Source organism: Leptolyngbya sp. GB1-A1 (assembly GCF_039962475.1).
Lineage (GTDB): Bacteria > Cyanobacteriota > Cyanobacteriia > Elainellales > Elainellaceae > Leptolyngbya_A.
The window spans coordinates 33,304-54,770 of the sequence record NZ_JAMPLI010000023.1 but is presented as its reverse complement, the minus strand read 5'-3'; the positions used below and the strand labels follow the sequence as shown (position 1 = coordinate 54,770).

Genomic DNA, 21,467 nt, shown 5'->3' with positions numbered 1-21,467 from the left:
ACCAAATCTTTAGTTCACTGGGCAATGGGCACTCTAGAAGCTGCAAATTGCCTTTTTTGTGTCTATGCTTGTCTCTGTCATTGTCCCGGTTTACAACGATCGCCTCAGACTTGAGCTTTGCCTCACTGCATTACAATCGCAAACTTATAGCAACTTTGAAATTCTCGTCGTTGATAACAATTCAACTGAAAATATTTACAGTGTGTGTGAGAAATTCCCCAATGTTTGCTATTTGTTCGAGCCAACTCCAGGCAATAATGCGGCTCGAAACTGTGGCATCCAATATGCAGCAGGAGAGGTTATTGCAATCACTGACTCTGATTGTGTACCTGATGTAGACTGGCTTAAACAAGGTGCGAAAGTGTTTGGAACTCATCCCGAAGTAGGGCTAATGGGTGGGCACATTCAATTCTTTTTCAAAGGCAAGAAACCAACAGTAGCCGAATACGTTGATTCGATTTGTTACCTACAGCAGGAAACCTATATCACGCGAGATCATTACGCTGCTGGGGCTAATTTGTTGGTTCGTCGCAAAGTGTTTGAGCAGGTTGGAGGGTTTGACGATCGCCTGATGAATCTTGGTGACAAGGAATTTGGGCAACGGGTCTATGAGTCTGGTTGGCTTCTTGCTTATGTTGCCGATGCGATCGTCTTTCACCCGGCGCGACCTCACCTTAAAGCACTTCTGACGAAACTGAGACGGCAAATTAGGGCACAGCACAAACTCTCAGCACTCACAGGGACACAGCTCCCCCGGTGCAGTTTCCTTCCCTACGGCGTTAGGTTCTTCAGAAATGTGTGGAACGATCGCAACCTACCAGGCTGGCGAGAGAAACTAACTTTCGCCTGGATCATGCACTGGATGAAGTGGATTGCAGCATGGGAGTTATCAATCACCCGCCCCAAGCACCAATAGTTTCACCCGCGTTAATTGAGTCCGCAAGCGAGACCAGGCGCGAAGGGTACTAGCTCTCTGTTGGTCAAGCGATGAAACCTCCCTCAGATATTGAGGTGTGTCCATTGTGCCAACTGCGAACCGATAATTCTGCTCTACGATTTGAAGCCTCAACGTCTCGCGTTTAGCCACTTCCTGAGAGATCTGAAACTCTCGCCGGATGGTATCGAATTCCAACGCTTGAAGCATCACCTGTTCGCGGAGCTGAGTCGCTAGTTCCCCTCGCTTGTTTTCGATTTCAGCGATTTTCACTTGTAAGTCTGCGATCGCTATCTCTCTCTGCTGCTGCTCAGGACTTCCCCCGGCGATGGATTGAAACAGCGGTACGCCAATGAGTGACAGTACATCGTTAATCGTTGTCAGTGCCCCGCCCGTGAAAATATCGCCGATGCGATCAAGAAATCCCCGGCGACGGGCAGGCTGAGCGGGTGTGGTGACATTGCCTTGAGCATCCCGTACTTCCGCAACGGCAGGGACATCTTCGATTTTGAGAAAGTATTGCAGCGCGGGTTCAAAGATACCGAGATTGACGGTCTGCTGGTTGTTGGCTCTGGCGGTGTCGATCTTCTCGTTCACCAGCTCGATTCGCTCATCAATTGCCTGAAGTGCGGTACTGTTGCCGATCGCCATCTCCTGAAGCTGCTTCACGCAAGGTTCTGTTGCCTCTAAGCAGGGCAGCTCTCCCTGCATGGCTGACCATAAATCCTCATTCACCTGCATCTGAATCAACTGCTCTAGCGATTCGCCTGCGGGATTGAGAGGGTTCGGGTCAGTCGTAACCGTTTCCGGGCTTACTTCCTCTTCCCCATCATCAGACAGTTCCTCAGATGACTCTGTTTCGATCAGTTCCTCCTCAGCAGGCTCGGCTTCAACTTCTTCAGATGGCTCCGTTTCGACTGCCTCAGTCGGTTCCGTCTCCTGTGACAGGGCGATCGTTGGAGTCATCACCAGCAGGGGAACTACCAGCACTATCGGCAACCAGCACCAACTGAACCACAAGATTCTGATCATTCTGCCCTTCCCACTTAACCCGTTGAATTGTGCCTGCATACGGACTCCTGACCGTTGAGAGTGCGGCTAACTGCGTCTCTAATTGCTGCATCTGCACCCCTAGCTGTGCCAACTGAAACGATCGCTCTCGTTCCTGCTCCTGCTGACGTTGAAACTGTTCAGCACGTTGAAGCTGTGCCTGCTGGATAGCGATCGCCCTTTTGGACAGCTCTAAGCTGTGCTGGTACTCCTGATATTGCCGCTCTTGCTGTGCCTGGGCGAGTTTGGCTTCTGTAAGCTGAAGCTCTGCCCGTGCTGCCTCTAACTCTTGTTCCTTCTGCTTCAGCCGTTCCGTTTCGTGAGGGATAGTCGCCTCTGGAAGGTTGGCAGCGGGCATTGACTCAAACATATCGAGCATTCGTTGCTGGTTTGCGACTGCCATCTCCGCCTGAGCCACCGTGACCTTCTGACGCTCGACGGCTGCCACTTCATCTAAGAAACTGGCTGGCGGAAGCCCTCCAACTTCAGGAACGGGTTGTGCTGCTGGTGGACCTGATACCGGACGATTGAGGCGATCGATCTGAAGCTGGAGCTGCCGCTTCTGTCCCTCTAGCCGGACTCGGTCACGAACTCGCTCGCTGAGCGGCTGACCTTCCTTAACACGATCACCTTGCTTCACCAGTAGGTCATCGGGGCTGGAGAGCGTAAGTTTCAGTGTGAGCCGTTGCCTTGTGCTGGTTTCGATATTGGGCAGAACGCTCGGAGCTGCTGAGGGAACAGGTGACGGAGATTGAGCCACCGCCGCACAGCTCGTTATCAGAAAGGTGATCGCTACTAATGCTTGCCGTTTCACTCTTCCACCCTCGCGTAGTAAGGCAGAATATCAACCTGTTTCGCGTCCGTTCCCATCCTTACTAAGGCTTGCAATGGCTGAAGGTTCGCCACCTTTCCCTCAGCAAATCGGAACTTTTTCGCCACCTTCACCACCTCGGTTTGGTCCACAGGAAGCACAATCTTGGTGCTAGAGTTCCCAATCACATCGGCAGATAGATGCCGTTCTGACTGTGAGGCAAGACCCAACGCCAAGCCGTACTTTCGACCATCAGCAATAATCCGATCGCTGGCAGAGTTACTGGTTCTCGGCATCTCCTTCGCTTCATCAATGGAGAGAAACGTTCTCGGAAGCTTGCCCTTGATTTCTCCCACCAAACGGTGCGAGTCCATCAGTTGCTTAGCCAGTGCCTCTGCTGCAATCGATTGCAGTGCCGGGGGCAATTTCGACATATCGATCCGAATCAGCGTTTCGTCCAGTGGCAACTGTGGGCGCGAGAACACCCCATACTGAAACGTTGCCGCTAGTTTCAGCAGTAGCTTTTGAGATTCCTTACAAGGCTGCTCATCACGGGTACGGCTTTCTAGCTCTGCCTGTACGTCTGCAAAATTAGGCGGTTCTCGATTCCAGGTAGCTGGTTCAGATTGCTTAATGCCCCGTTGCTGATAGCACATCCCCAGAACATCAAGCAGCGTTCCTTCCTGAACAGAGCCAAGCTGAAGAGACTTCTTTAGGACTGCAACCACAGCGATTGCCTGCAAGCTGGGTCCGCCTCCTTCAGGGTCGAGGTTAATCATCAAAGGGTTGACCCCATAAGGGCTGGCCATGTGGAGCGGGTAGCACGTCTCCCCCTCAATATCCTGATCGCCATGAAAGTCGATCACAATTTTTTTCATTGCCGGATATATAGAATGCAGCGCGAAAATAATTCCTTTGAGCGTTTGTGTTTTTCCGCTGCCGGACGCGCCGATCGTCACGATATGAGCATTGGGAAGCTTCTCTGGATTCCACCGCACCCCTGAACCCAACAGCACGCCGCTTGTATCCTCACCAACTACACTATCCGACCGCCTCAAAGGAACGACCGCAGCCGGGGGCAATGGTTTCTCTCGTCGATTGCTACTGAACATGAACTGACCTCACGATAAGATTGCCTGTCGCGTAGACTTCGCCCAGAGCAGCCAGCACTTCGATCGGTGAAGCGGATTCCAGTTCGACGCTGCCATTAAACTCTTGGATAGGCTGGAAGTATTGCTTAGAGCCATGCAGGTTCACTGCATCTCGATCGAGTGGGTCAATCGTTAGCCTGCCTGAAACGAACGTATTCGGCTGAGCAAAGGGGGCGATCGCTTCCCTTACAGGTTGATCTTGCAGTAGCAGTTCCCTAGTAGTGAGGGCAATTGGTTTGCCTACAGTGGCATTGATTTTCTCTGGTGCAATTTGCGCCTCTGGGCTATCTCCAATGCGATAAAGCCTGCCCTGGCTATCCCGGACAAGTAAATCCCCAGCAATCGTGCTTATTACCTCGTAGCTGCCGGAAACTGCCTGCTGTGTGATAGTATGTCTGCCTTCGACTGAAACTGTCACCTGTCGTCGGCTACTCTCGCGCTGGTAGATTTCGATCGCCCCATTCTGTGAGCCAAGTACCTGATCAAAGCTCCGCATGATGCCGCCAGAACTGTTGATGTTGAAGGAAATGATCGCTACCAGCACGATTATCCCCAGAACGATCGATTCTGCTTTGCTGCCCGTCGATAGCCTGAGTTTGGGATTGCCGGGGATCACGAGTCTTGCCTGGTGGGGGAAGAATGCTGCCACTCCGCTTTTACTGAAGACATCACCAAACCAGCCCATCCAGTAGCCAATTAGTAATCCCCAGTATTGACCGTCCCATCTAAGTAGGAGTAGGGGTAAGCCAGCGATCGCTACTAGCCCAGTCGCAAAGAAGCTATGGGTTGCGGAACGATGAGGGAACCGTTCTTCCAGCCATCTACTGACTGGATGGAAGATTCTGCCGGGGACACTACCAGAGGTATCGACATCAGGAATCTGTGAAGCAAGGGCAGCCGTACCCAGTACCCACGGGTCAGCCGTGCCAGTGAGAAGAGAAGTTGAAGCGATCGCTAATGCTGCATGAGTTGCGGTAAGCATCAGTTTCCAAGCCGAGAAGACTTTTTAGGCAGTGAATAAAAAATGATTCGCAGAATTCCAACTAAAACGCTGAGAATTCCGCCAATTAGGTAAAGCGACGTGGAGTTCAAACCGATCCCAATCACACGCACCATGCCAAAAACCATGAGTCCAGCAATGAGATAGGGAGTGCCATCAATCCACTGGGTATGGTCAGGTGCAGTATCCTCCAGCCCCAGGTACTCTTCCTGCATCACTCGTTTCGCTAGCATTGGATTTCCACCGCATCGCTGCTGGAGTGCTGCTAGCTGTGCCGTACCGATATTGAGTCCTAGTTCCAGCGCATGAGCCGCCATGATGTCACGGATTGCTACGTCTTGAAGGGGCTTGAGTTCGATTCGAGGTAGTTTCAGGAAGATATCTTTTGCCGGAGGAGTCGTTGCTAGCAGCAGCATTGGACAGTGACGCTCATGCAGTTCCTCTAAAAATCGGCGCATTTCTGGGGTGAAGTGGTGGGCATCGTCGCAGATGAGGAAAGCGGTCTGAGTTGAGAGGAAATCTACAATTGCCCCCTTTAGTCCCGTAGTCGTCAGATTCTTGCCCTCCAGGTCAGTTACTTCCACACCGAGTTGATCCGCGATTCTCAGCAGCAGTTGCTTCGTCGAGGCAGGCTGGACAATTGCCAGCAGATAGCCTTCCTCCTGTAGTTCCTGAGCGATCGCATCCCCTAAAACCGATTTGCCCATGCCGGACTCTGCCACGACCAGCAAGCTAGACCCTGATCGCAGTACCGCCCCAATGCGCCGCTGTTCCGTAGCACGATAAATTCTCATTCGCTAAGCTGCCGTGCCCGCTTCCAGTTTGCGATTGTCCGGCGACTACAAGCTGTCCCAGTCTTCGCTTTCACATAATCCATGAGCTGCGGATAGGTAATCAGTCCCAGGCGATCAGCTTCTTCTAGCAGTTCTAAGACCTGACGCGATCGCTCTGCGCTGCCACCCTCAGTGGGTCGCTCTGCGCTGCCACCCTCGGTGGGTCGCTCTGCGCTACTGCCCTCGGTGGGTCGATCGAGCGGCGGCTGTAGTTCCGGCGTAGGGAGAACGGCAATCACTTCTGGGAATGGCTCTGCTTCAACGGGAACGGGCACTGCTGGTACTTCGATTGGGGGAGAGGCAGAAATGGAACGGTCTAGGGGAATGCTTGCCGCAGTGAGAGTTCGCTGTGAACGTGATTGAATTGTCTGACGGACAATCTGTAGGACAGAGCGAACCAGATGAATGAGTGGAGCCAATCGACTAAACGGTTTCTTCAGTTGCAGTGTCATAACGAGTTTCAGCCAATGGATGCCCTACTGGTACTGACCAACTCATCCAAAACACAAGCAAGAAACTACTGACGAGACCTTGTAGATTTCATGAAATATCGACGGCTACCCATTCCATCAAGGCGAGACTCAATCACCCCATCGATACACAGGTTCTTGGTTTGTCGTCTCACTTGGTCATAGGTCAGACCAGAGGCTGCTACTAATTCATTTCGAGTTAAGCCGTCTTGCGTCCGTAGTGCTGCTAATAACTGCGATCGGGTCTGCTTACCACGATCGGTTGAAAAACACAGGTTCATCGGATTTGAAAGCTTTTTGTACTACCCTCAGTGTTCACGAACTGAAGCTAGGGCAAACAATCGGAAACTCACGGATAAAGCTAGGAGTTCATTGAAGCTGCATTAGGAATTAATCACTGCTTCATGAGGCTGTGTGCTTCCTGTGCTTTAAGACGATCGAGGAGCAGAGAGCAAGCTTAAGGGGTTGAAGACACCCGCTTGAAAGAATTCAGGAAGCGTTCCGCCTCTGGCGAATGCACTACTTCTGGCGAACCAGTAACCTGCAACAGATACACCCGCCGATCAGTCAAATACACTCGCGTTCTCGCCACCACTGCGACTTGCCCTGATTGCTCTATTTGCTCTGACTCTAGTTCTCGACCAGGATAGCCATTTTGTGAGAGGGATTGTTCATTCAGCAATCGATAGTCTGTGCCAATAAATTGGTCTCGAACTCTGTTAAAAAACGCTTCCCTCTGGTATTCACTGTATTGAGTTGAAACATTAGAACTAGGCATGTCCATCAAGAAGTAGAGTCCTCCAAGATCTCCTTGATCAAGACTGAAAAAGTGAGTGTCACCGAACGGGGAGTCACTGGGAGGAGGCGGACTGTCTACCGAGTCCATTGGTCTGCCGGGCATGAGAACGCTAAATCCGTTAGACATGACCTCATACCACTCTGTCTCCGGTGCTTGTTGAAAGCTAACAGCCTGGGCTAAAACCGATGGAGGGTTTGCAGCAGTTTTGACAGCTTGAAGCGGGGTAGCCAGAATCGGAAGCAGAAGGACTGTCAAAACCTTGAAGCGAAGAGCCATGTTCATAAGACCAACTTCAACAGGGGTGAGGCTAGACTACACCTGGCAAAGAATTAATCCCTAAAAATTAGTACAGCAGACCCACGATTGCTTCAGGCAACGCAAGGTTGAGAATGGTGGTCGCTTCCTTCCTCTAAAGCAATGACCGTTACCGGAATGACCAGCAGGCGAGATGTAGAACAGGATATAGCTAAAGACTTAAATCTCTCCTCTATTCAAAACTGCTCCTCAGCTCGCGTTGGTTGAGGGGCTTATTCATGTTTTGGAGTGAGGCTACGGGAAAGCCATAATCGAAATGCCAGTACCCATAGGATAACGAGAGTGCTTCATCAGCTCGCTCATCGACTCAAGCAACTGCTGCCCAGATCGCTGCGACTCTGGATCGATCGTCACCGCGACAGGTGGCAGGGAATCATCAAACGGAACTACGTCTGGCTTAATGGGCGGCGGCTCAAGCGAAGACCCACTGATGTCTTGATTCAGGAACTACCACCCTGGGCAGTCGTCCTATCAACGGTCGCGATACTGGCTGGATTGACCCTATGGATAGAAGCTGGCAATAAGCCTTTGACCTCGCTAAGAGACGTTCTAGCCGCTCTCCTCGATCGCGCTGATGTAATTGCCCTCGTTTCAGGGGTAATGCTGTACCTCCGGGAAGCACCCGATCGCAGGCAGCAAAGACATCTTGAAGCCTGGAAGGTCATCGATTCAGCAGCAGGGCTGTCTACCAGCTATGCACGGATTCAAGCCTTAGAAGAACTGGCTGAAGAGGGAGTACCCCTCGATGGACTGGATGGCTATCAAGCGGATTTGAAACGGATTCAGCTACGAGAAGCAGTTCTGGTCGAAGCTGATTTACGAGAGGCAAACCTGGGAGGAGCCGATTTGAGGAAAGCCGATCTCCGACTTGCTCTGCTTCAAGGGGCAAATCTACAGAGTGCGGATCTCACAGAAGCCGATCTAGAAGGAGCAAATCTTCGGGGGGCAAACTTAACAAGATCCGTGTTAACAGATGTACAGTTACGGAGAGCTGATCTCCAAGTTGCTGTACTCCAGGGAGCGAGCTTGAGCGCAGCGAATTTAGATGAAGTCAACCTGCAAGGAGCTGATTTGAGGGGAGCTTATTTGGTTGGTACTGTCTTGACATACGCCCAAAACCTTCACAACAGCATTCTGACAGATGCCATTTACGACAGGAAAACTCGCTTCCCAGAGGGATTTAACCCAGATGTGGCAGGAATGATTCGCGCTTCATACTAGGAATTCCAGAACGATCGGAGTTCTTCAACAAGCTGACGACCTGCTTCACACAACTACTAGAGGTTGCGAGCGACTGATTGACTTAGGTGAAATTTAATGCTCTGACAAGATATTGAGTTTTCACAAGATATCGACCGCTACCGGTTTTATCAGAACGAGACTCAATCATCCCATCAATACACAAATTCTTAGTTTGCCGTCTCATGTGGTTATAGGTCAGACCGGATGCTGTCAACAGTTCATTTCGAGTTAAACGAATTCAGAAACTTTAGGCATGAGCACTCTGGCTTTTTCAGAACGTACCTACGCTCCTGATTTTTGACTTACAGGTAGATAGATGGTCGCTACCAGCTACCAATAAACTTCTAATCCTTGCTTAGCAAGTGTTTTAGGTCTTTAGCTTCTACCTTGACATCGTAGGGGTCACTGGTTCGAGTCCAGTTGTGTCCATCGCCTAATGTACAGTGACTAATTAAATGTCATCGGTGACAAATTGTTGTCGCTCATGACAAATTAGTGTCTTTGAGACGAATTAGTGTCGTCTAGTTGGTGGTGACAAATTAGTGTCGTCTGAGAATGTCAACGTAGTGCTCTCTTTCAACCCGCATTAAGATTTTTCAGTACGGAACCGTAGTTCAGTACGAGAAGTGTTGCTGTTCTGCTAGTGCTCTGTTTCTAGCGTTTCTAAATCCCAAAAGTTTCTTGCGTCTCAACCTGCCTCACTTGGGACAGGCGATTGCGACAGCTTCTCGCCTTTCAGCTCTATGGGACGATTGCTCACTTTATGGGTTCATAACTGCACGATTGCTCAGCTTATGGTCTCAAAAGCTAAAATCCAGCCGATGAGTCCCAACGAGAAATCAATCCTTCCAGTCTGATCTAGCCTCAATCCTCATCTTTATCCAGTTGCGGAAACTGCTCGAGAATTTTGGTGATGAGCATATAGAGTTCATCTAGAATCTCCTCGGCTCCTTCGTCATCCACCTCGGCTAATAATTGCTCAATGGCTGTAACGTTGTGAACAAGGCGATCGGATTGCTGACGGCTAAGGGAGGGCATAGCAATAGTTGCTTCCTGATGATTGCTAGCTGTTTATTGTAGTGTTTCTTCCAGCTATTTCCCAAGGGATTCCGCTAACGCTGCTTTCGTTCGAGCCACTGAAAGGCGAATCCGCTCTACCTGCGACTCGTAAGCCGCCTGCTGTTGGGGTGACCCATCACCAGGGTTCGCCTTCAAAATCTGCTCATAGTAGCGAAAAACTTGAAATGCATAACTGGCAACGGCAATCTGCTCTTGGGAAAGAGACATGATGCGATTAACCAGGTCAGCACAGGTTGCTGAATAAGGAAGGGCAAAAACATCGGCATAGAGCGGAGGAAGGCTATGCGATCGGGTTTTCAACTCCTCCAATAGTCTCACTGCTTCCTCAGATAGCTCCCCATCAAAATCGGCTAAGGAATTCAGTAGAGATAGCAGCAGGAATTTTGAGCGTTTCTGCTTCACTGTAGGACAGGCAATAATGGTAATTCCTTCAAGATTCTAGCAGGCAAAGCACAGTTGATTTCTCTTCCGAATGCTGCACTGGAATACTAGGTAGTGCATCAGACTGTAGTGGGTTAGGTAAAGTGGCTCTACTTTTAAGCAAGACCTATGGAATGCCTGCTCTGTGGTCATCCCACCCCTCACAAACACGGTAAAGCCTCCAACGGCTTTTCAGGCGGGAGCAGCAGTTCAATCTCTTGCCATTCCGCATCAGTCTTGATTTACCTTTTATTTATTGAGCCTTAGCTGATTACTGGTAGAACAACTCACTCACTTTCTGAAGCGGACTGAATAAGTTGGCTCCCGTTTTCTAGCATAAGCAGCTCAAACAGTTTTCGATCGGCATCTCGTACTCTGGTGCTGAGCAATTTGTTTCGCTGTCCCGATCGCTTCTCCCTTGGCGATGTTTGCCCTTGCTATTGTTGGAGGCGATCGCCCGAATCGGATCAGCAACGGCTTTGATTCCCTTATCTGTGTTGCCTGGAAGTATAGTAATCAACTGAATCCAGAGCAGGGAGCTTGGGAGATCGAGCGGCAATTAAGCAGAGTCGGGATTGGGAAGTTGAGGGGCGATCGCTTTCTTTGGTTTGGCTGTATTAGCTTGCGATTGGTGCCACTTTTTGACGAGTGGGACGCTTGCGATCGGATTTCTTTTTCAGCCCGACAGATTGCGCTTCGTTGCTGTCTGACCCAAACTGCCCTTTGACGACTTCCTTCATTGCCAGCACTGCGTTGTGAAATTCCCATTCTGCCAATCGCGCTGCGTCAGAAGCCGCTCGATAGAGGGCTAGCTTTTCGGTTTCGGCTTGCTGCTGTGCCAGCATGGATTGATATGCCTGCTGCAAGGCTTCGGGGGTGGCGTTGAAACGTTTGGTGCTGTAACCCACGATCGTGCGATAACCGTTAAAGGCATCGACATCTTGATTGAGCACAGCAGGGGTGAGGCGACGATTGGTATCTGGACTAGGCATAGTGCACCCTCAGTAATTGTTTACATATTTAATGTGCCCATTAAAACAAGAGGTTTAACGATCGCACTGAGAATATGTTGGGTTGCAAAAGGATTGTGATCGATCGCATTAAGACTGCGAGGCGTGACAGAAGGATTGCGATCGGTTGCATTGGCAGTGTGGAGGCTTGCAATTAAAGTGTGATTCTTTGCATTAGGAGTAATTTAGCAGCAAGTCGTAACGTGGACGATCGCAGGGTAGATGCTTAGGATCGGAGAATAACATCGGCAATTCCTAGCAGCGGGTGGCGGGCGATGAGCATTGACGATGACCTGAGGCAGGTTCCTTCGGTGACAGAGGGCGATCGGGCATTAAAGCTGTTTACCGATCGGATTGAGTTTGTTCGTCTCTTTACTCAAGCGTTGAATGATGAGCCACCGGGAAAGCAAATTTTGTTTTTTTATGGTGATGGCGGCAATGGCAAATCGCTCTTGCTGAAATTTTTGCGGCAGCAGTGCTGTAAATGGCTTTTGCCTCAGACCTGGGAGCAGGTGAAACGCCGATCGGATGCGGATCTTGCTAATTACATTGAGAATCTGAACGTGACGGAGTGTATTGCAGTTCCGGCGGTGCTGCACGATTTTGGGCAAAGTGGGGGAATTGAGCGTCCACAAGATCCGTTTTATGGACTATTGATGCTGCGACGGAATCTGGCAGAGGCAGCAAGTAAGTTGGAATATCGGTTGCGGTTTCCCTTGTATGATTTTGCCTGCATCTGGTATTTGCATCAAAAGGGAAAATCTTCAGAGGAGATTAAATCGCTCTTTCCCTTAAGTGATGCGGCAGGGTTAGTGTCAGCGTTGGTAGATGCGGTCACAGGTAATCCCTTTGGATCGATCGCAAACGCAGTATTGGGCTTTCTGGTAGAGGACTTAGAAGAGAAAGTGACAGTTTATTCTGCCAGGATTGGATTGTCGGCGGACAGGATCAAAGCCATTCAACACAAAGATGTTGATACCGAGTTAATTTATGAGTTACCAAAGTTGCTGGCAGATGATCTGAATGCAGCAATTCAGCAAAAGGACGCGCCGAAGCGGTTGGTGCTGATGTTTGATACCCATGAAGCATTCTGGGGACGACAAAAGGATCTGGCAGATACGCTGTTTTTTGAACGGGATGAGTGGCTACGGCGATTGCTGCGATCGTTGAATTTGCAAGACGGCATTGTAGTAGTCGTTGCGGGACGAGAACCACCTCGTTGGGTAGAGGCAAGATCCGCAAAACCAAGAACAGAGATTCCCCAGCCATATTTAACGGCGAAGCAGGTGGGGCATTTTGCAGCAGCGGATGCGGCTTTATATTTGCAACGAGTTGGGATTACGGATGAGTTGCTGTGTCAGGCAATTATTGCTACGGCAAGTATGCAGCCGAATGAAGTGCATCCCCTATTTTTGGGATTGAGTGCAGATACGGTGCTGCAAGCCAAAAGTCAGGGAATTACGCTAACGGCAGCCGATTTTCCCGCGTTGCCGGACTTGAGTAACCAGGCAAAGGCGTTGATTGAACGACTGCTAAAGTATGTGGATCAGGAAATTCGCTATGCGGTTCATGCTCTGAGTGCCTGTCGCTCCTTCGATTTTGACCTGTACTTGATGCTGGGTGAAGCGCTGAAGTTTCGACCAACCCGACCGGGCTTTGATCTATTGACCAGTTTCTCATTTGTGTGGCAGAGCGAAAAAGCCGGACAGCATTTGTATCGCATTCATGATTTGCTGCGCCGCCTAAACGACGAGGAAGCCGAAGCCACAACTCAGGCAGCGCATCAGATTTTATTGCAGCACTATCAGCAGCAAAGCCAGCCCGCCGAGGAGATTTATCACTTAAATCGCTTGAACTGGGAACAGGGCATCCAAAAGTGGGGGCAGGTTTTTGACGATGCCCTGCGCTACAGCCGCTATGAGCAGTGCCGAGCGCTGTTAGAAATTCGCAACGTCTTGTTTATTCGCAGCGATTTTTACTTGGGGTATATCTCAACCTTAGAAGGACAATACTTTGCTAATTTGTCAAAACATCAGGAAGCCCTGCAGGAATATCGAGAATCGATCGAGGCATACAACGAAGCTCTGCATCGTGCTCCTGATGACATCAATACCCTCAATAACAAGGGAAACACTTTGCAAAGTCTGGGTAACCTGCAAGCCCAACTTTCGCAGTATGAGGCAGCTCTCTCCAGCTACCAGGAGTCGATTGAGGCATACAACGAAGCTCTGCATCATGCTCCTGATGACATCAATGCCCTCAACAATAAGGGAAACACTTTGCAAAGTCTGGGTAACCTGCAAGCCCAACTTTCGCAGTATGAGGCAGCTCTCTCCAGCTACCAGGAGTCGATTGAGGCATACAACGAAGCTCTGCATCATGCTCCTGATGACATCAATGCCCTCAACAATAAGGGGAGCACTTTGCAAAGGCTGGGTAACCTGAAAGTCCAACTTTCGCAGTATGAGGCAGCTCTCTCCAACTACCAGGAGTCGATCGAGGCATACAACAAAGCTCTGCATCGTGCTCCTGATGACATCTATGCCCTCAACAACAAGGGATTAGCTTTGCAAAGGTTAGGTAACCTGAAAGTCCAACTTTCGCAGCATGAGGCAGCTCTCTCCAGCTACCAGGAGTCGATTGAGGCATACAACGAAGCTCTGCATCGTGCTCCTGATTACATCTATGCCCTCAACAACAAGGGATTAGCTTTGCAAAGGTTGGGTAACCTGCAAGCCCAACTTTCGCAGTATGAGGCAGCTCTCTCCAGCTACCAGGAGTCGATCGAGGCATACAACGAAGCTCTGCATCGTGCTCCTGATGACATCCAGATCCTCAACAACAAGGGATTAGCTTTGCAAAGTCTGGGTAACCTGCAAGCCCAACTTTCGCAGCATGAGGCAGCTCTCTCCAACTACCAGGAGTCGATCGAGGCATACAACGAAGCTCTGCATCGTGCTCCTGATGACATCCAGATCCTCAACAACAAGGGATTAGCTTTGCAAAGTCTGGGTAACCTGCAAGCCCAACTTTCGCAGCATGAGGCAGCTCTCTCCAACTACCAGGAGTCGATCGAGGCATACAACGAAGCTCTGCATCGTGCTCCTGATGACATCCAGATCCTCAACAACAAGGGATTAGCTTTGCAAAGTCTGGGTAACCTGCAAGCCCGACTTTCGCAGTATGAGGCAGCTCTCTCCAGCTACCAGGAGTCGATTGAGGCATACAACGAAGCTCTGCATCATGCTCCTGATGACATCCAGATCCTCAACAACAAGGGATTAGCTTTGCAAAGTCTGGGTAACCTGCAAGCCCGACTTTCGCAGTATGAGGCAGCTCTCTCCAACTACCAGGAGTCGATTGAGGCATACAACGAAGCTCTGCATCGTGCTCCTGATGACATCAATGCCCTCAACAACAAGGGATTAGCTTTGCAAAGTCTGGGTAACCTGCAAGCCCAACTTTCGCAGTATGAGGAAGCACAAAACTGTTGGCAAACAGCATTGCGGCTTGTTTCTCGATCGCTCGAACTTGCCCCGAATGACAGGAATATGGTATGGCTGCGCGATCAATTGCGGCAAACATTAGCAGAGTTAAGGAATGTGTAGGGAGGCGGATTAATAACGGGAAAGGCGATCGATTTTGGGAAAGGTTAGGGAGATGAGCCGATCGTCCTTTTAGTCTTCTGGTCTAAAGTCATCCGGCAAATCATCGATCGACCACTGCAACACTCGGCAAAGTGCCTTAACTTGAGGTAGCGTCAGGCGAACCTCCTTGAATCGCCCCGTTTCCCAATTGCTGACCGTCTGCACAGATACGTTAATTGCTATTGCAACATCTCGTTGAGTCAAGCCCAGTTCATCTCGACGCTTCTTGAGGGGTGACTCCTTTTCTGGTTCTTGTACCTCGATCATTGCAACGGCTTTATAAACAGCTTATATAAGCAGTTGACTCAGAACTATAAGCAGTTTATAGTGATTGAAGAGTCAACGAGAGCGTAGGTGAAGTAGTCGCAACGCCTACGTCTTCATAGTTTCTCATCCTTTCAACCACTCACAGACACTTTGCACCAGTCGATCGACGGGTAATTTTCGTTTGTCCTAACCCGATCGGTTTCGATTGGTCACAGTTTCGCCTGCAAACCCTATGCGATCGTCTTTGCTGCGATCGTCCTCATTTCCCATGTCTTATTACAACCAACTCAATCCCTGGTGCATCGTTCGTTGCCTACCCAATGCCCAAACTCTGATTGTGGCTCGTCTGCGTCGCCGTCCTGATGCCGAAGCCCATCTGCGAATTTTGCAGCAGCTCAGCCCTACTGCCATCTATCGGATTCTGTTCGACGTGCGGGAGCATCCGTCGCAGGACGATCGCCCTCAAGCGCATCGCATTGATGCCCAGTGCCAGCAACACCCGTCTGACCCAACTTCCGTGATGTCCAGCACCCCCAATCACAACTTATAGGAGAATTCACCATGCTGATGCTGAATGATGCTCAAGCGATCGTCGTCAAAACCCTGCTGACCAAGATGCTGATTAACGATACCTACTCCGTGAGCCAGCTTGAGGAAGCGATCGGATGGTTTGAGCGAGAAGGCGATCGGGTTTCCTGCCCATTTGAACAGGTGTGGAGCAAGAACTTAGCGCAGGAAATTGTGCGAGAGCTACGCAATCAGGTTTAGGCATCTCCTGCCAAGCTCAGGCTGCAACCCGCGTTCAGTCTGGCATCGTTATCGGCAGATTCTATCGCTTTGCGCCTCGCTGCGATCGCTGACGGTGGTGTTACCTTCCGTGGCTCGACTCCAGTTCTCCAAGATAAAAACGAATCTCTCTCAAGGCAGAGTTTAACAGCGCAAAAACGAATTTACGATCGGGCGAGTATCCGCTTACCTAGAGTGAGCCTAAATTTTTCAATCAGCAAATCGCTGAAATTTTTGCTTGAAATTTTTACTGAATGGGCGATACTGGATTCGAACCAGTGACCCCTTCCGTGTGAAGGAAGTGCGCTACCACTGTGCTAATCGCCCGCGTTTTACATCTTAGCTTACTTTGGGAAAGCCAATCCGAAGTTGCTATGAGTATAGCCGATCGAAGTAACGGCAAACAAGCATTTCCCTTTAAACCCTACAGGTCACGTTATTTTACTGCTGCATGAGCCAATCTATCCAAAACACCGTTCAAATTGTGCTGTCTGCCCGTGCCCGGCTGGGTGAGTGCCCGCTGTGGGATGCCGATCGCCAGATGCTTTTCTGGGTCGATGTGTACAATTATCGAGTTCACCAGTTCGACCCGGCAACAGGTCACGATCGCTTCTTTGAGCTGGATGCCCCGGTGAGTGCGATCGTCCTCACAAGCAACAATCAGATCCTGATGGCATTGGGCGATCGAATTGCGCTGCTCGACCCGGAAACAGGCGAAACCACAACGCTGTATCAAATTCAATTTCCCCATCCCAACACGCGCTTTAATGACGGCAAATGCGATGCTCAAGGACGGTTTTGGATCGGCTCAGTGAGCGAAGCCCCTGCCCAGGCAGAACTCTATCGTTATGATCCCGATGGTTCGCTGCAGGTGATGGAAACCGGACTAACAATTTCTAATGGCTTAGGCTGGAGTCCTGACGGATCAACGTTTTATCTAACCGATTCTGCCCTGCACAAAATCTATGCTTATGACTTTGATTTAGAAGCGGGCAAGATTTGGAATCGACGGGTATTCATTGATCTCACCGATGAAGCTGTAGAACCCGATGGGCTGGCGATCGATGTTGAGGGAAACTTGTGGTCTGCCCTCTGGGGCGGCAGGTGTATTGTCTGCTTTGATCCACAAGGTCAGGAACTTCAGCGCATCAGCCTGCCCGTTCAATGTCCCACTAGCATTGCGTTTGGGGGGTTTCAGTTGACCGACCTGTACATTACCTCGGCATCGGTGGGGCTAAGCCAGAAGGAGATTCAGCAGGGCTTCAATGCCGGAGATTTATTTCGCTGCTCGACCCCGTTTTCGGGAAGGTTAATTTATTCCTTTCAACATTCTTCGAGGAACACTTAAGAGACAAGACGGTTAAACCTTTGTCTGATTTGCTTAACTTGGCTGTGGAAAGCCAGATCTAAATGCGTATCATACTGAGCGATACAGTGAGTGATACAGCAAGCAATACAGCGACCCCAATGGCTCTATTCCAGTAGAGCATTCGCCTAATCTGACTCAATTGATTCTTTTTTCCGCTTGTTTCTGAGCAGGCGATCGCACAGTAAAGCAGATAAAAGCAGACAACCAAGAATTTGGTTTCTGAATCTAATGCGCTTTTTTAAGGCGATCGATCCAGAAATCAATTCTCAGTTATCTGCCTGATTTAACTCAGGGCAGATTGGAGGCCGTTCCTGAGTCAAATGATGTATCGCTTAGTTGCAGATCAGCTATTTCTCAATTTGCTTAAAGTTAACTTCAGAATAGTAGTCGCCGCTAAAGGGCTGCACTCCAATTTCAGGATAATCATTCTTATCAAAGAAGCGCGCCACACCTTCAGCCAAATACTGGATTGCATTACCGAATGACTGGAAAATATTCATCGTTTTGGCCTCAATAGGAATAGGGTGGACGGCAAACCAACCAGATCACGTCATTTTGCAGGAGCTTGTTGCAGAATTTTGATTGTCCCAACTGCCTGGAGCGAAGCAATGGTAAATCAGTAGCGCAATAAATTTGCAAACAGTCGAGCGCAAACTGAAGCAAGCGAAGATAAACTGCAAATGAATCTCGGAGGAACGTTAACGAACGTTAATGAGCATTAATCAATTGAAGCGTTGAGGGAATGTTCTCCCATACCCCAATCATAAAAGAGCAGCCTAAATTATTGACTGCCCCTCTAATATTCTTTACATCCCCATTGCTTTACCCTTTTACTGACAGGGTGGCGATCGTTTACCTATACTTTGCGATTGAACCTCGCCTTCAGATCATCCAGGCTGGGCGGCTTTTCCGCTTTTGGTTCGGATGCCGATTGCTGCCCGGACTGCGACTTATTTTGAGATTTCGTTTGGGGTTGAACTTGGGATTTAACTTGGGATTTAACTTGAGATTTAACTGAGGGTTTATCCTGGGGTTTCGTTTGCGGTTTAGGCTGATTTCGAGAGTTCGCTTCTGCACGGAAAGTTTCGCCTGCTTCGCCTGATTTCATCGAAAGGCTAATCCGCTTCAGAGACTCATTCACCTCCAGCACACGCACCTTCACCACCTGCCCGACTTTGACAATTTGCTTTGGGTCACTCACAAAGCGATCGGCAAGCTGGGAAACGTGAACCAGTCCGTCTTGATGCACACCAATATCGACAAATGCGCCAAAGTTCGCCACGTTGGTGACAATCCCTTCTAGCTCCATGTCCGGTTTCAGGTCGCTGATTTCCTTGATGCCTTCTTTAAAGGTGGCATATTTGAACTCGGCGCGGGGGTCACGTCCGGGCTTTTCCAGCTCTGCCAGAATATCGCGCAGGGTTGGCTCTCCGATCGTCTCCGTCACATATTTCTTCAGGTCGGTTTTCTTCAAGCGAGCAGCAACTTCTGTAATCTGATTACCCCCCGCAGGAACGTGCTTCGCACCGAGCGTCACCTGAAGATCGGCAGCAATGCGTTCCACCACAGAGTAGCTTTCCGGGTGAACGGCAGTATTGTCGAGGGGGTTTTTGCCGTCTCGAATTCGCAGAAACCCTGCTGCCTGCTCAAACGCCTTGGGTCCAAGTTTCGCGACTTTGAGGAGTTCTTTGCGATCGCGGAATGCCCCATTCTGATTGCGATACGTCACAATATTGTTTGCAACAGCAGCAGAAATGCCGGATACATAGCTCAGCAACTGTTTCGATGCCATGTTTAAATCAACCCCGACATAGTTCACGCAGCTTTCTACCGTTTCATCTAATTTCTTTTTCAGCAGCTTTTGATCCACGTCATGCTGATACTGTCCAACGCCGATCGATTTCGGGTCAATTTTTACTAGTTCTGCCAGTGGGTCTTGCAGCCGTCGCCCGATACTGATCGCGCCGCGCACCGTAATATCCTGATCGGGAAATTCCTCGATCGCCGTTGGGCTGGCAGAATAAATCGACGCGCCCGACTCATTGACCATCACCTTGATCGGTTTGCGCTCCAGCAATTGCAGCACCTCTGCGACAAATTCATCGGTTTCTCGTCCTGCTGTGCCGTTGCCGATCGCAATCAGTTCAATCTGATATTTCTCAATTAATGTCTTCAGCGTTTTGCCTGCCTGAACGCGCTGCCCCTCTGCCTGATGCGGAAAAACCGTCTGGTACTCCAGAAACTTCCCGGTCTGATCGAGCACCGACACCTTACAGCCCGTGCGGAATCCAGGATCGATCGCCAGAGTGGGCTTCATTCCTGCCGGAGCAGACAGCAAGAGTTCGCGCAAATTTGCCTCAAAGGTTTTGATTGATTCGACATCTGCCTCCAGCTTTTTCTCAGCCCGCACTTCGCCAATCAGGGAAGTTTTCATCAGGCGATCGAAGGCATCTTTCAGCATTTCCCGATAAAACTGACGAATCGGGGCAGCCTGAGTGTGAATCTCTTCTCGTTCCAAGTAGCCCTGCACTGCATCCGCATCAAAAGCAAGCTCCACATCCAGCACACCTTCTGTCTCACCTCGATACAGTGCCAGCAGGTTGTGAGGCGCGATCGTCTTTACCTTTGACTGATAGCGGCGATACATCTCAAACTTGGTCGTGCCTTCGGGAAAGTCCGCTTTCACCTGCGAAATAAACAGCCCGGTCTCCATCAAAAAATCGCGCAGATACGATCGCAGATGCGCCTGATCCGCCACTTCCTCCGCCAGAATATCCGACGCGCCCTTCAGAGCTTCCGCCGCTGACTTCACGCCTTTTTCTTCCGAAACATACTTTGCGGCTTCCTGCTCCAGACTTGCCGACTTTGCAGCAGGCTGATTGAGGGATTTAATCCATTGAGCTAAAGGCTCCAACCCCTTCTCACGGGCGATCGTGGCTCTGGTACGCCGCTTTGGACGATAAGGCAAATACAAATCTTCCAGTTCCGTTTTGAGCAGACAGTTTTGAATCGCCTGCTGCAATTCGTCGCTGAGCTTGCCTTGTTCGGCGATCGATTTGAGAATGACAACTTTGCGGTCTTCGAGTTCGGTCAGGTAAGTGTGGCGATCGAGCAGATCCCGCAACTGCGTTTCGTTCAGTTCACCCGTACGCTCTTTGCGATAGCGAGCAATAAACGGAATCGTTGCCCCCTCTGCAAACAGTTCCAGGGCACTCTCGACTTGAAAGGGTTTGAGAGACAGTTCTTGCGCCAGCAGTTGAGGAATATTCAGCATCGTTGCGATCGATCCAACCATCAAACAGTTCTTCTAGGATAGTGTAGAGAATCCCCCTGCCGATGCCTATGGACGCACTGATCCTTTATCTGCCGCCGACGCTGCGCCTGGCTCACCAGCAATACGAACAGCTTGCCATCGCCAACCCTGATTTACGCATCGAAATGACCACAGACGGAGAAATCGCCCCCACACTCCCGTAAGGCACGGGGGTGAAAAACGCTGTAAAAAATATTTGGTTAAGAACAACAGCAAATTTTATCCTTCTTTAAGAAGGTTCAGATCCCTTCAGGAATGCTAAGCAATTTTCAAGGGCACATCTTCGGGTTTGCTACAGCCTCGCGTTAGACACTCGCATCAAGATACTAAAAATCCCGGCACTGTGGCCGGGAAGTTCTGTGGTGTGAGGAGTGTGTGTATCGTGAACCTTGTCTAAGAACTAAGGTAGTCGCCTCATGTGACAGCGATCGGGCGAGCGTGTTTCAATGCTGTGAATTTTTGAGATGTTTGAGAAGCGTTGACGATCGCTCTTGAGACAGTGAGCTTGAGACAAGGACTGTTCAATTCAAGCTCATCTTTTCCCTGATAGAAGCAATAAGCCGTTGTAGAGCATAAACTCTAGCTTTGCCAGTCCCAGCCAGTAAAAGCAGCCCAATCCTCGACCGAGGTCAAACAAACCCGTAACAGTGTTGCGGATATCGGGGGCGATCGCAAGCCGCATTCTCGCCAGTGGAATGGGCGAACCGATGAACGAAGGCTGGCGGTAGCCGGATCGCTGGGTGCAACCTGCCTGTGCACTGTGTTCCTACGGCTGTAGGCTCGATATTAGCGTGAAAGACAACCAGATTATCGGGGTGCAAGGGCGGGAAGTCGATCGCGTTAATTTTGGGCAGATTAGAACCAAAAGAGGCAAAAAAAGCAAAAAAAGAGGGCAACACTGTGCCCCCAACTTGGTTTATAAGTTCAGGAATGGTTTAGAAATGAACCTAGGAACTGATTCAGAATAATG

The 21,467-nt window shown here is 50.0% G+C and carries 23 protein-coding genes and 1 tRNA gene; 8 read left to right on the top strand and 16 right to left on the bottom strand.

What is annotated here, in order from left to right; all coding sequences use genetic code 11:
* Positions 1 to 64 precede the first annotated feature (64 nt).
* Entirely contained in the window at positions 65 to 916 is an 852-nt protein-coding gene (locus NDI45_RS19455; RefSeq protein ID WP_348248388.1) for a glycosyltransferase family A protein, read from the top strand.
* Here NDI45_RS19455 and NDI45_RS19450 read toward each other — a convergent pair.
* The 8 genes from NDI45_RS19450 to NDI45_RS19415 form a co-directional block, all read right to left on the bottom strand.
* A complete protein-coding gene (locus tag NDI45_RS19450; protein ID WP_348248347.1) occupies positions 890 to 1,924 on the bottom strand; it encodes a hypothetical protein in 1,035 nt (344 codons plus the stop codon). The two genes, NDI45_RS19455 and NDI45_RS19450, sit on opposite strands and share 27 nt — an antisense overlap.
* A complete protein-coding gene (locus NDI45_RS19445; protein ID WP_348248346.1) occupies positions 1,857 to 2,798 on the bottom strand; it encodes a hypothetical protein in 942 nt (313 codons plus the stop codon). Before NDI45_RS19445 ends, NDI45_RS19450 begins: the two co-directional genes overlap by 68 nt.
* Positions 2,795 to 3,907 (bottom strand): ATP-binding protein, encoded by a 1,113-nt coding sequence (locus NDI45_RS19440; protein WP_348248345.1) that lies wholly within the window; start codon positions 3,905 to 3,907, stop codon positions 2,795 to 2,797. The genes NDI45_RS19445 and NDI45_RS19440 overlap by 4 nt, the downstream gene beginning before the upstream one ends.
* Positions 3,897 to 4,928, bottom strand: coding sequence for a metal-dependent hydrolase (locus NDI45_RS19435; RefSeq protein WP_348248344.1), 1,032 nt, complete (start codon positions 4,926 to 4,928; stop codon positions 3,897 to 3,899). Before NDI45_RS19435 ends, NDI45_RS19440 begins: the two co-directional genes overlap by 11 nt.
* Positions 4,928 to 5,740: an ATP-binding protein gene (locus NDI45_RS19430; protein ID WP_348248343.1), complete on the bottom strand. Its 813-nt coding sequence runs from the start codon at positions 5,738 to 5,740 to the stop codon at positions 4,928 to 4,930. The genes NDI45_RS19435 and NDI45_RS19430 overlap by 1 nt, the downstream gene beginning before the upstream one ends.
* Positions 5,737 to 6,231: a hypothetical protein gene (locus NDI45_RS19425; RefSeq protein ID WP_348248342.1), complete on the bottom strand. Its 495-nt coding sequence runs from the start codon at positions 6,229 to 6,231 to the stop codon at positions 5,737 to 5,739. The genes NDI45_RS19430 and NDI45_RS19425 overlap by 4 nt, the downstream gene beginning before the upstream one ends.
* A 65-nt stretch (positions 6,232 to 6,296) precedes the next feature.
* Positions 6,297 to 6,530: a hypothetical protein gene (locus NDI45_RS19420; RefSeq protein ID WP_348248341.1), complete on the bottom strand. Its 234-nt coding sequence runs from the start codon at positions 6,528 to 6,530 to the stop codon at positions 6,297 to 6,299.
* Positions 6,531 to 6,706: 176 nt separating this feature from the next.
* Positions 6,707 to 7,330, bottom strand: coding sequence for a hypothetical protein (locus NDI45_RS19415; RefSeq protein WP_348248340.1), 624 nt, complete (start codon positions 7,328 to 7,330; stop codon positions 6,707 to 6,709).
* A gap of 315 nt (positions 7,331 to 7,645) precedes the next feature.
* On the opposite strand from NDI45_RS19415, the gene NDI45_RS19410 reads away from it, so the two are divergent.
* Positions 7,646 to 8,584, top strand: a complete 939-nt coding sequence (locus NDI45_RS19410) for a pentapeptide repeat-containing protein (protein WP_348248339.1) — start codon at positions 7,646 to 7,648, stop codon at positions 8,582 to 8,584.
* An 885-nt stretch (positions 8,585 to 9,469) separates the two neighbouring features.
* Here NDI45_RS19410 and NDI45_RS19405 read toward each other — a convergent pair.
* The 3 genes from NDI45_RS19405 to NDI45_RS19395 form a co-directional block, all read right to left on the bottom strand.
* Positions 9,470 to 9,643: a hypothetical protein gene (locus NDI45_RS19405; protein WP_190790979.1), complete on the bottom strand. Its 174-nt coding sequence runs from the start codon at positions 9,641 to 9,643 to the stop codon at positions 9,470 to 9,472.
* A 54-nt stretch (positions 9,644 to 9,697) separates the two neighbouring features.
* Positions 9,698 to 10,003 (bottom strand): hypothetical protein, encoded by a 306-nt coding sequence (locus NDI45_RS19400; RefSeq protein WP_190790980.1) that lies wholly within the window; start codon positions 10,001 to 10,003, stop codon positions 9,698 to 9,700.
* A gap of 719 nt (positions 10,004 to 10,722) precedes the next feature.
* A complete protein-coding gene (locus NDI45_RS19395) occupies positions 10,723 to 11,097 on the bottom strand; it encodes a hypothetical protein (RefSeq protein WP_348248338.1) in 375 nt (124 codons plus the stop codon).
* A 293-nt stretch (positions 11,098 to 11,390) separates the two neighbouring features.
* On the opposite strand from NDI45_RS19395, the gene NDI45_RS19390 reads away from it, so the two are divergent.
* On the top strand, positions 11,391 to 14,723 hold the full coding sequence (locus NDI45_RS19390; RefSeq protein WP_348248337.1) for a tetratricopeptide repeat protein: 3,333 nt from the start codon (positions 11,391 to 11,393) through the stop codon (positions 14,721 to 14,723).
* Between the two features lie 69 nt (positions 14,724 to 14,792).
* On the opposite strand, the gene NDI45_RS19385 is transcribed toward NDI45_RS19390, so the two are convergent.
* Positions 14,793 to 15,029 (bottom strand): helix-turn-helix transcriptional regulator, encoded by a 237-nt coding sequence (locus NDI45_RS19385; protein ID WP_348248336.1) that lies wholly within the window; start codon positions 15,027 to 15,029, stop codon positions 14,793 to 14,795.
* A 232-nt stretch (positions 15,030 to 15,261) separates the two neighbouring features.
* Between NDI45_RS19385 and NDI45_RS19380 the strand changes: the two genes are divergently transcribed.
* Together NDI45_RS19380 and NDI45_RS19375 are read left to right on the top strand one after the other, a co-directional pair.
* Positions 15,262 to 15,579 carry a hypothetical protein gene (locus NDI45_RS19380; RefSeq protein ID WP_348248335.1) on the top strand — a complete coding sequence of 106 codons (318 nt, stop codon included), beginning with the start codon at positions 15,262 to 15,264 and terminating at the stop codon, positions 15,577 to 15,579.
* 11 nt (positions 15,580 to 15,590) lie between these two features.
* A complete protein-coding gene (locus NDI45_RS19375) occupies positions 15,591 to 15,797 on the top strand; it encodes a hypothetical protein (RefSeq protein WP_348248334.1) in 207 nt (68 codons plus the stop codon).
* Between the two features lie 273 nt (positions 15,798 to 16,070).
* Here the strand turns inward: NDI45_RS19375 and NDI45_RS19370 are convergent.
* A tRNA-Val gene (locus NDI45_RS19370) sits at positions 16,071 to 16,142 on the bottom strand.
* Between the two features lie 124 nt (positions 16,143 to 16,266).
* Between NDI45_RS19370 and NDI45_RS19365 the strand changes: the two genes are divergently transcribed.
* Positions 16,267 to 17,163, top strand: coding sequence for an SMP-30/gluconolactonase/LRE family protein (locus NDI45_RS19365; RefSeq protein ID WP_348248333.1), 897 nt, complete (start codon positions 16,267 to 16,269; stop codon positions 17,161 to 17,163).
* A 368-nt stretch (positions 17,164 to 17,531) separates the two neighbouring features.
* Here NDI45_RS19365 and NDI45_RS19360 read toward each other — a convergent pair whose 3' ends face one another.
* Both NDI45_RS19360 and NDI45_RS19355 read right to left on the bottom strand, forming a co-directional pair.
* Positions 17,532 to 17,684, bottom strand: a complete 153-nt coding sequence (locus NDI45_RS19360) for an isochorismate synthase (RefSeq protein WP_348248332.1) — start codon at positions 17,682 to 17,684, stop codon at positions 17,532 to 17,534.
* Positions 17,685 to 18,040: 356 nt separating this feature from the next.
* On the bottom strand, positions 18,041 to 20,458 hold the full coding sequence (locus NDI45_RS19355) for a Tex family protein (protein WP_348248387.1): 2,418 nt from the start codon (positions 20,456 to 20,458) through the stop codon (positions 18,041 to 18,043).
* A gap of 68 nt (positions 20,459 to 20,526) precedes the next feature.
* On the opposite strand from NDI45_RS19355, the gene NDI45_RS19350 reads away from it, so the two are divergent.
* On the top strand, positions 20,527 to 20,661 hold the full coding sequence (locus NDI45_RS19350; RefSeq protein WP_348248331.1) for a hypothetical protein: 135 nt from the start codon (positions 20,527 to 20,529) through the stop codon (positions 20,659 to 20,661).
* Positions 20,662 to 21,029: 368 nt separating this feature from the next.
* Here NDI45_RS19350 and NDI45_RS19345 read toward each other — a convergent pair whose 3' ends face one another.
* Positions 21,030 to 21,179: a hypothetical protein gene (locus NDI45_RS19345; protein ID WP_348248330.1), complete on the bottom strand. Its 150-nt coding sequence runs from the start codon at positions 21,177 to 21,179 to the stop codon at positions 21,030 to 21,032.
* A gap of 58 nt (positions 21,180 to 21,237) precedes the next feature.
* Here NDI45_RS19345 and NDI45_RS19340 point away from each other — a divergent pair, with 58 nt between their 5' ends.
* Complete coding sequence (locus NDI45_RS19340) at positions 21,238 to 21,465, top strand: hypothetical protein (RefSeq protein WP_190793298.1); 228 nt, start codon at positions 21,238 to 21,240, stop codon at positions 21,463 to 21,465.
* Positions 21,466 to 21,467 lie beyond the last annotated feature (2 nt).

Excerpts from the sequence above, each read along its gene's own strand:
- NDI45_RS19455 (WP_348248388.1), top strand. The coding sequence starts at position 65 with ATGCTTGTCTCTGTCATTGTCCCGGTTTACAACGATCGCCTCAGACTT.
- NDI45_RS19440 (WP_348248345.1), bottom strand. The coding sequence starts at position 3,907 with ATGTTCAGTAGCAATCGACGAGAGAAACCATTGCCCCCGGCTGCGGTC.
- NDI45_RS19435 (WP_348248344.1), bottom strand. The coding sequence starts at position 4,928 with ATGCTTACCGCAACTCATGCAGCATTAGCGATCGCTTCAACTTCTCTT.
- NDI45_RS19430 (WP_348248343.1), bottom strand. The coding sequence starts at position 5,740 with ATGAGAATTTATCGTGCTACGGAACAGCGGCGCATTGGGGCGGTACTG.
- NDI45_RS19425 (WP_348248342.1), bottom strand. The coding sequence starts at position 6,231 with ATGACACTGCAACTGAAGAAACCGTTTAGTCGATTGGCTCCACTCATT.
- NDI45_RS19420 (WP_348248341.1), bottom strand. The coding sequence starts at position 6,530 with ATGAACCTGTGTTTTTCAACCGATCGTGGTAAGCAGACCCGATCGCAG.
- NDI45_RS19415 (WP_348248340.1), bottom strand. The coding sequence starts at position 7,330 with ATGAACATGGCTCTTCGCTTCAAGGTTTTGACAGTCCTTCTGCTTCCG.
- NDI45_RS19405 (WP_190790979.1), bottom strand. The coding sequence starts at position 9,643 with ATGCCCTCCCTTAGCCGTCAGCAATCCGATCGCCTTGTTCACAACGTT.
- NDI45_RS19395 (WP_348248338.1), bottom strand. The coding sequence starts at position 11,097 with ATGCCTAGTCCAGATACCAATCGTCGCCTCACCCCTGCTGTGCTCAAT.
- NDI45_RS19390 (WP_348248337.1), top strand. The coding sequence starts at position 11,391 with ATGAGCATTGACGATGACCTGAGGCAGGTTCCTTCGGTGACAGAGGGC.
- NDI45_RS19385 (WP_348248336.1), bottom strand. The coding sequence starts at position 15,029 with ATGATCGAGGTACAAGAACCAGAAAAGGAGTCACCCCTCAAGAAGCGT.
- NDI45_RS19380 (WP_348248335.1), top strand. The coding sequence starts at position 15,262 with ATGCGATCGTCTTTGCTGCGATCGTCCTCATTTCCCATGTCTTATTAC.
- NDI45_RS19375 (WP_348248334.1), top strand. The coding sequence starts at position 15,591 with ATGCTGATGCTGAATGATGCTCAAGCGATCGTCGTCAAAACCCTGCTG.
- NDI45_RS19365 (WP_348248333.1), top strand. The coding sequence starts at position 16,267 with ATGAGCCAATCTATCCAAAACACCGTTCAAATTGTGCTGTCTGCCCGT.
- NDI45_RS19360 (WP_348248332.1), bottom strand. The coding sequence starts at position 17,684 with ATGAATATTTTCCAGTCATTCGGTAATGCAATCCAGTATTTGGCTGAA.
- NDI45_RS19355 (WP_348248387.1), bottom strand. The coding sequence starts at position 20,458 with ATGCTGAATATTCCTCAACTGCTGGCGCAAGAACTGTCTCTCAAACCC.
- NDI45_RS19350 (WP_348248331.1), top strand. The coding sequence starts at position 20,527 with ATGGACGCACTGATCCTTTATCTGCCGCCGACGCTGCGCCTGGCTCAC.
- NDI45_RS19345 (WP_348248330.1), bottom strand. The coding sequence starts at position 21,179 with ATGCGGCTTGCGATCGCCCCCGATATCCGCAACACTGTTACGGGTTTG.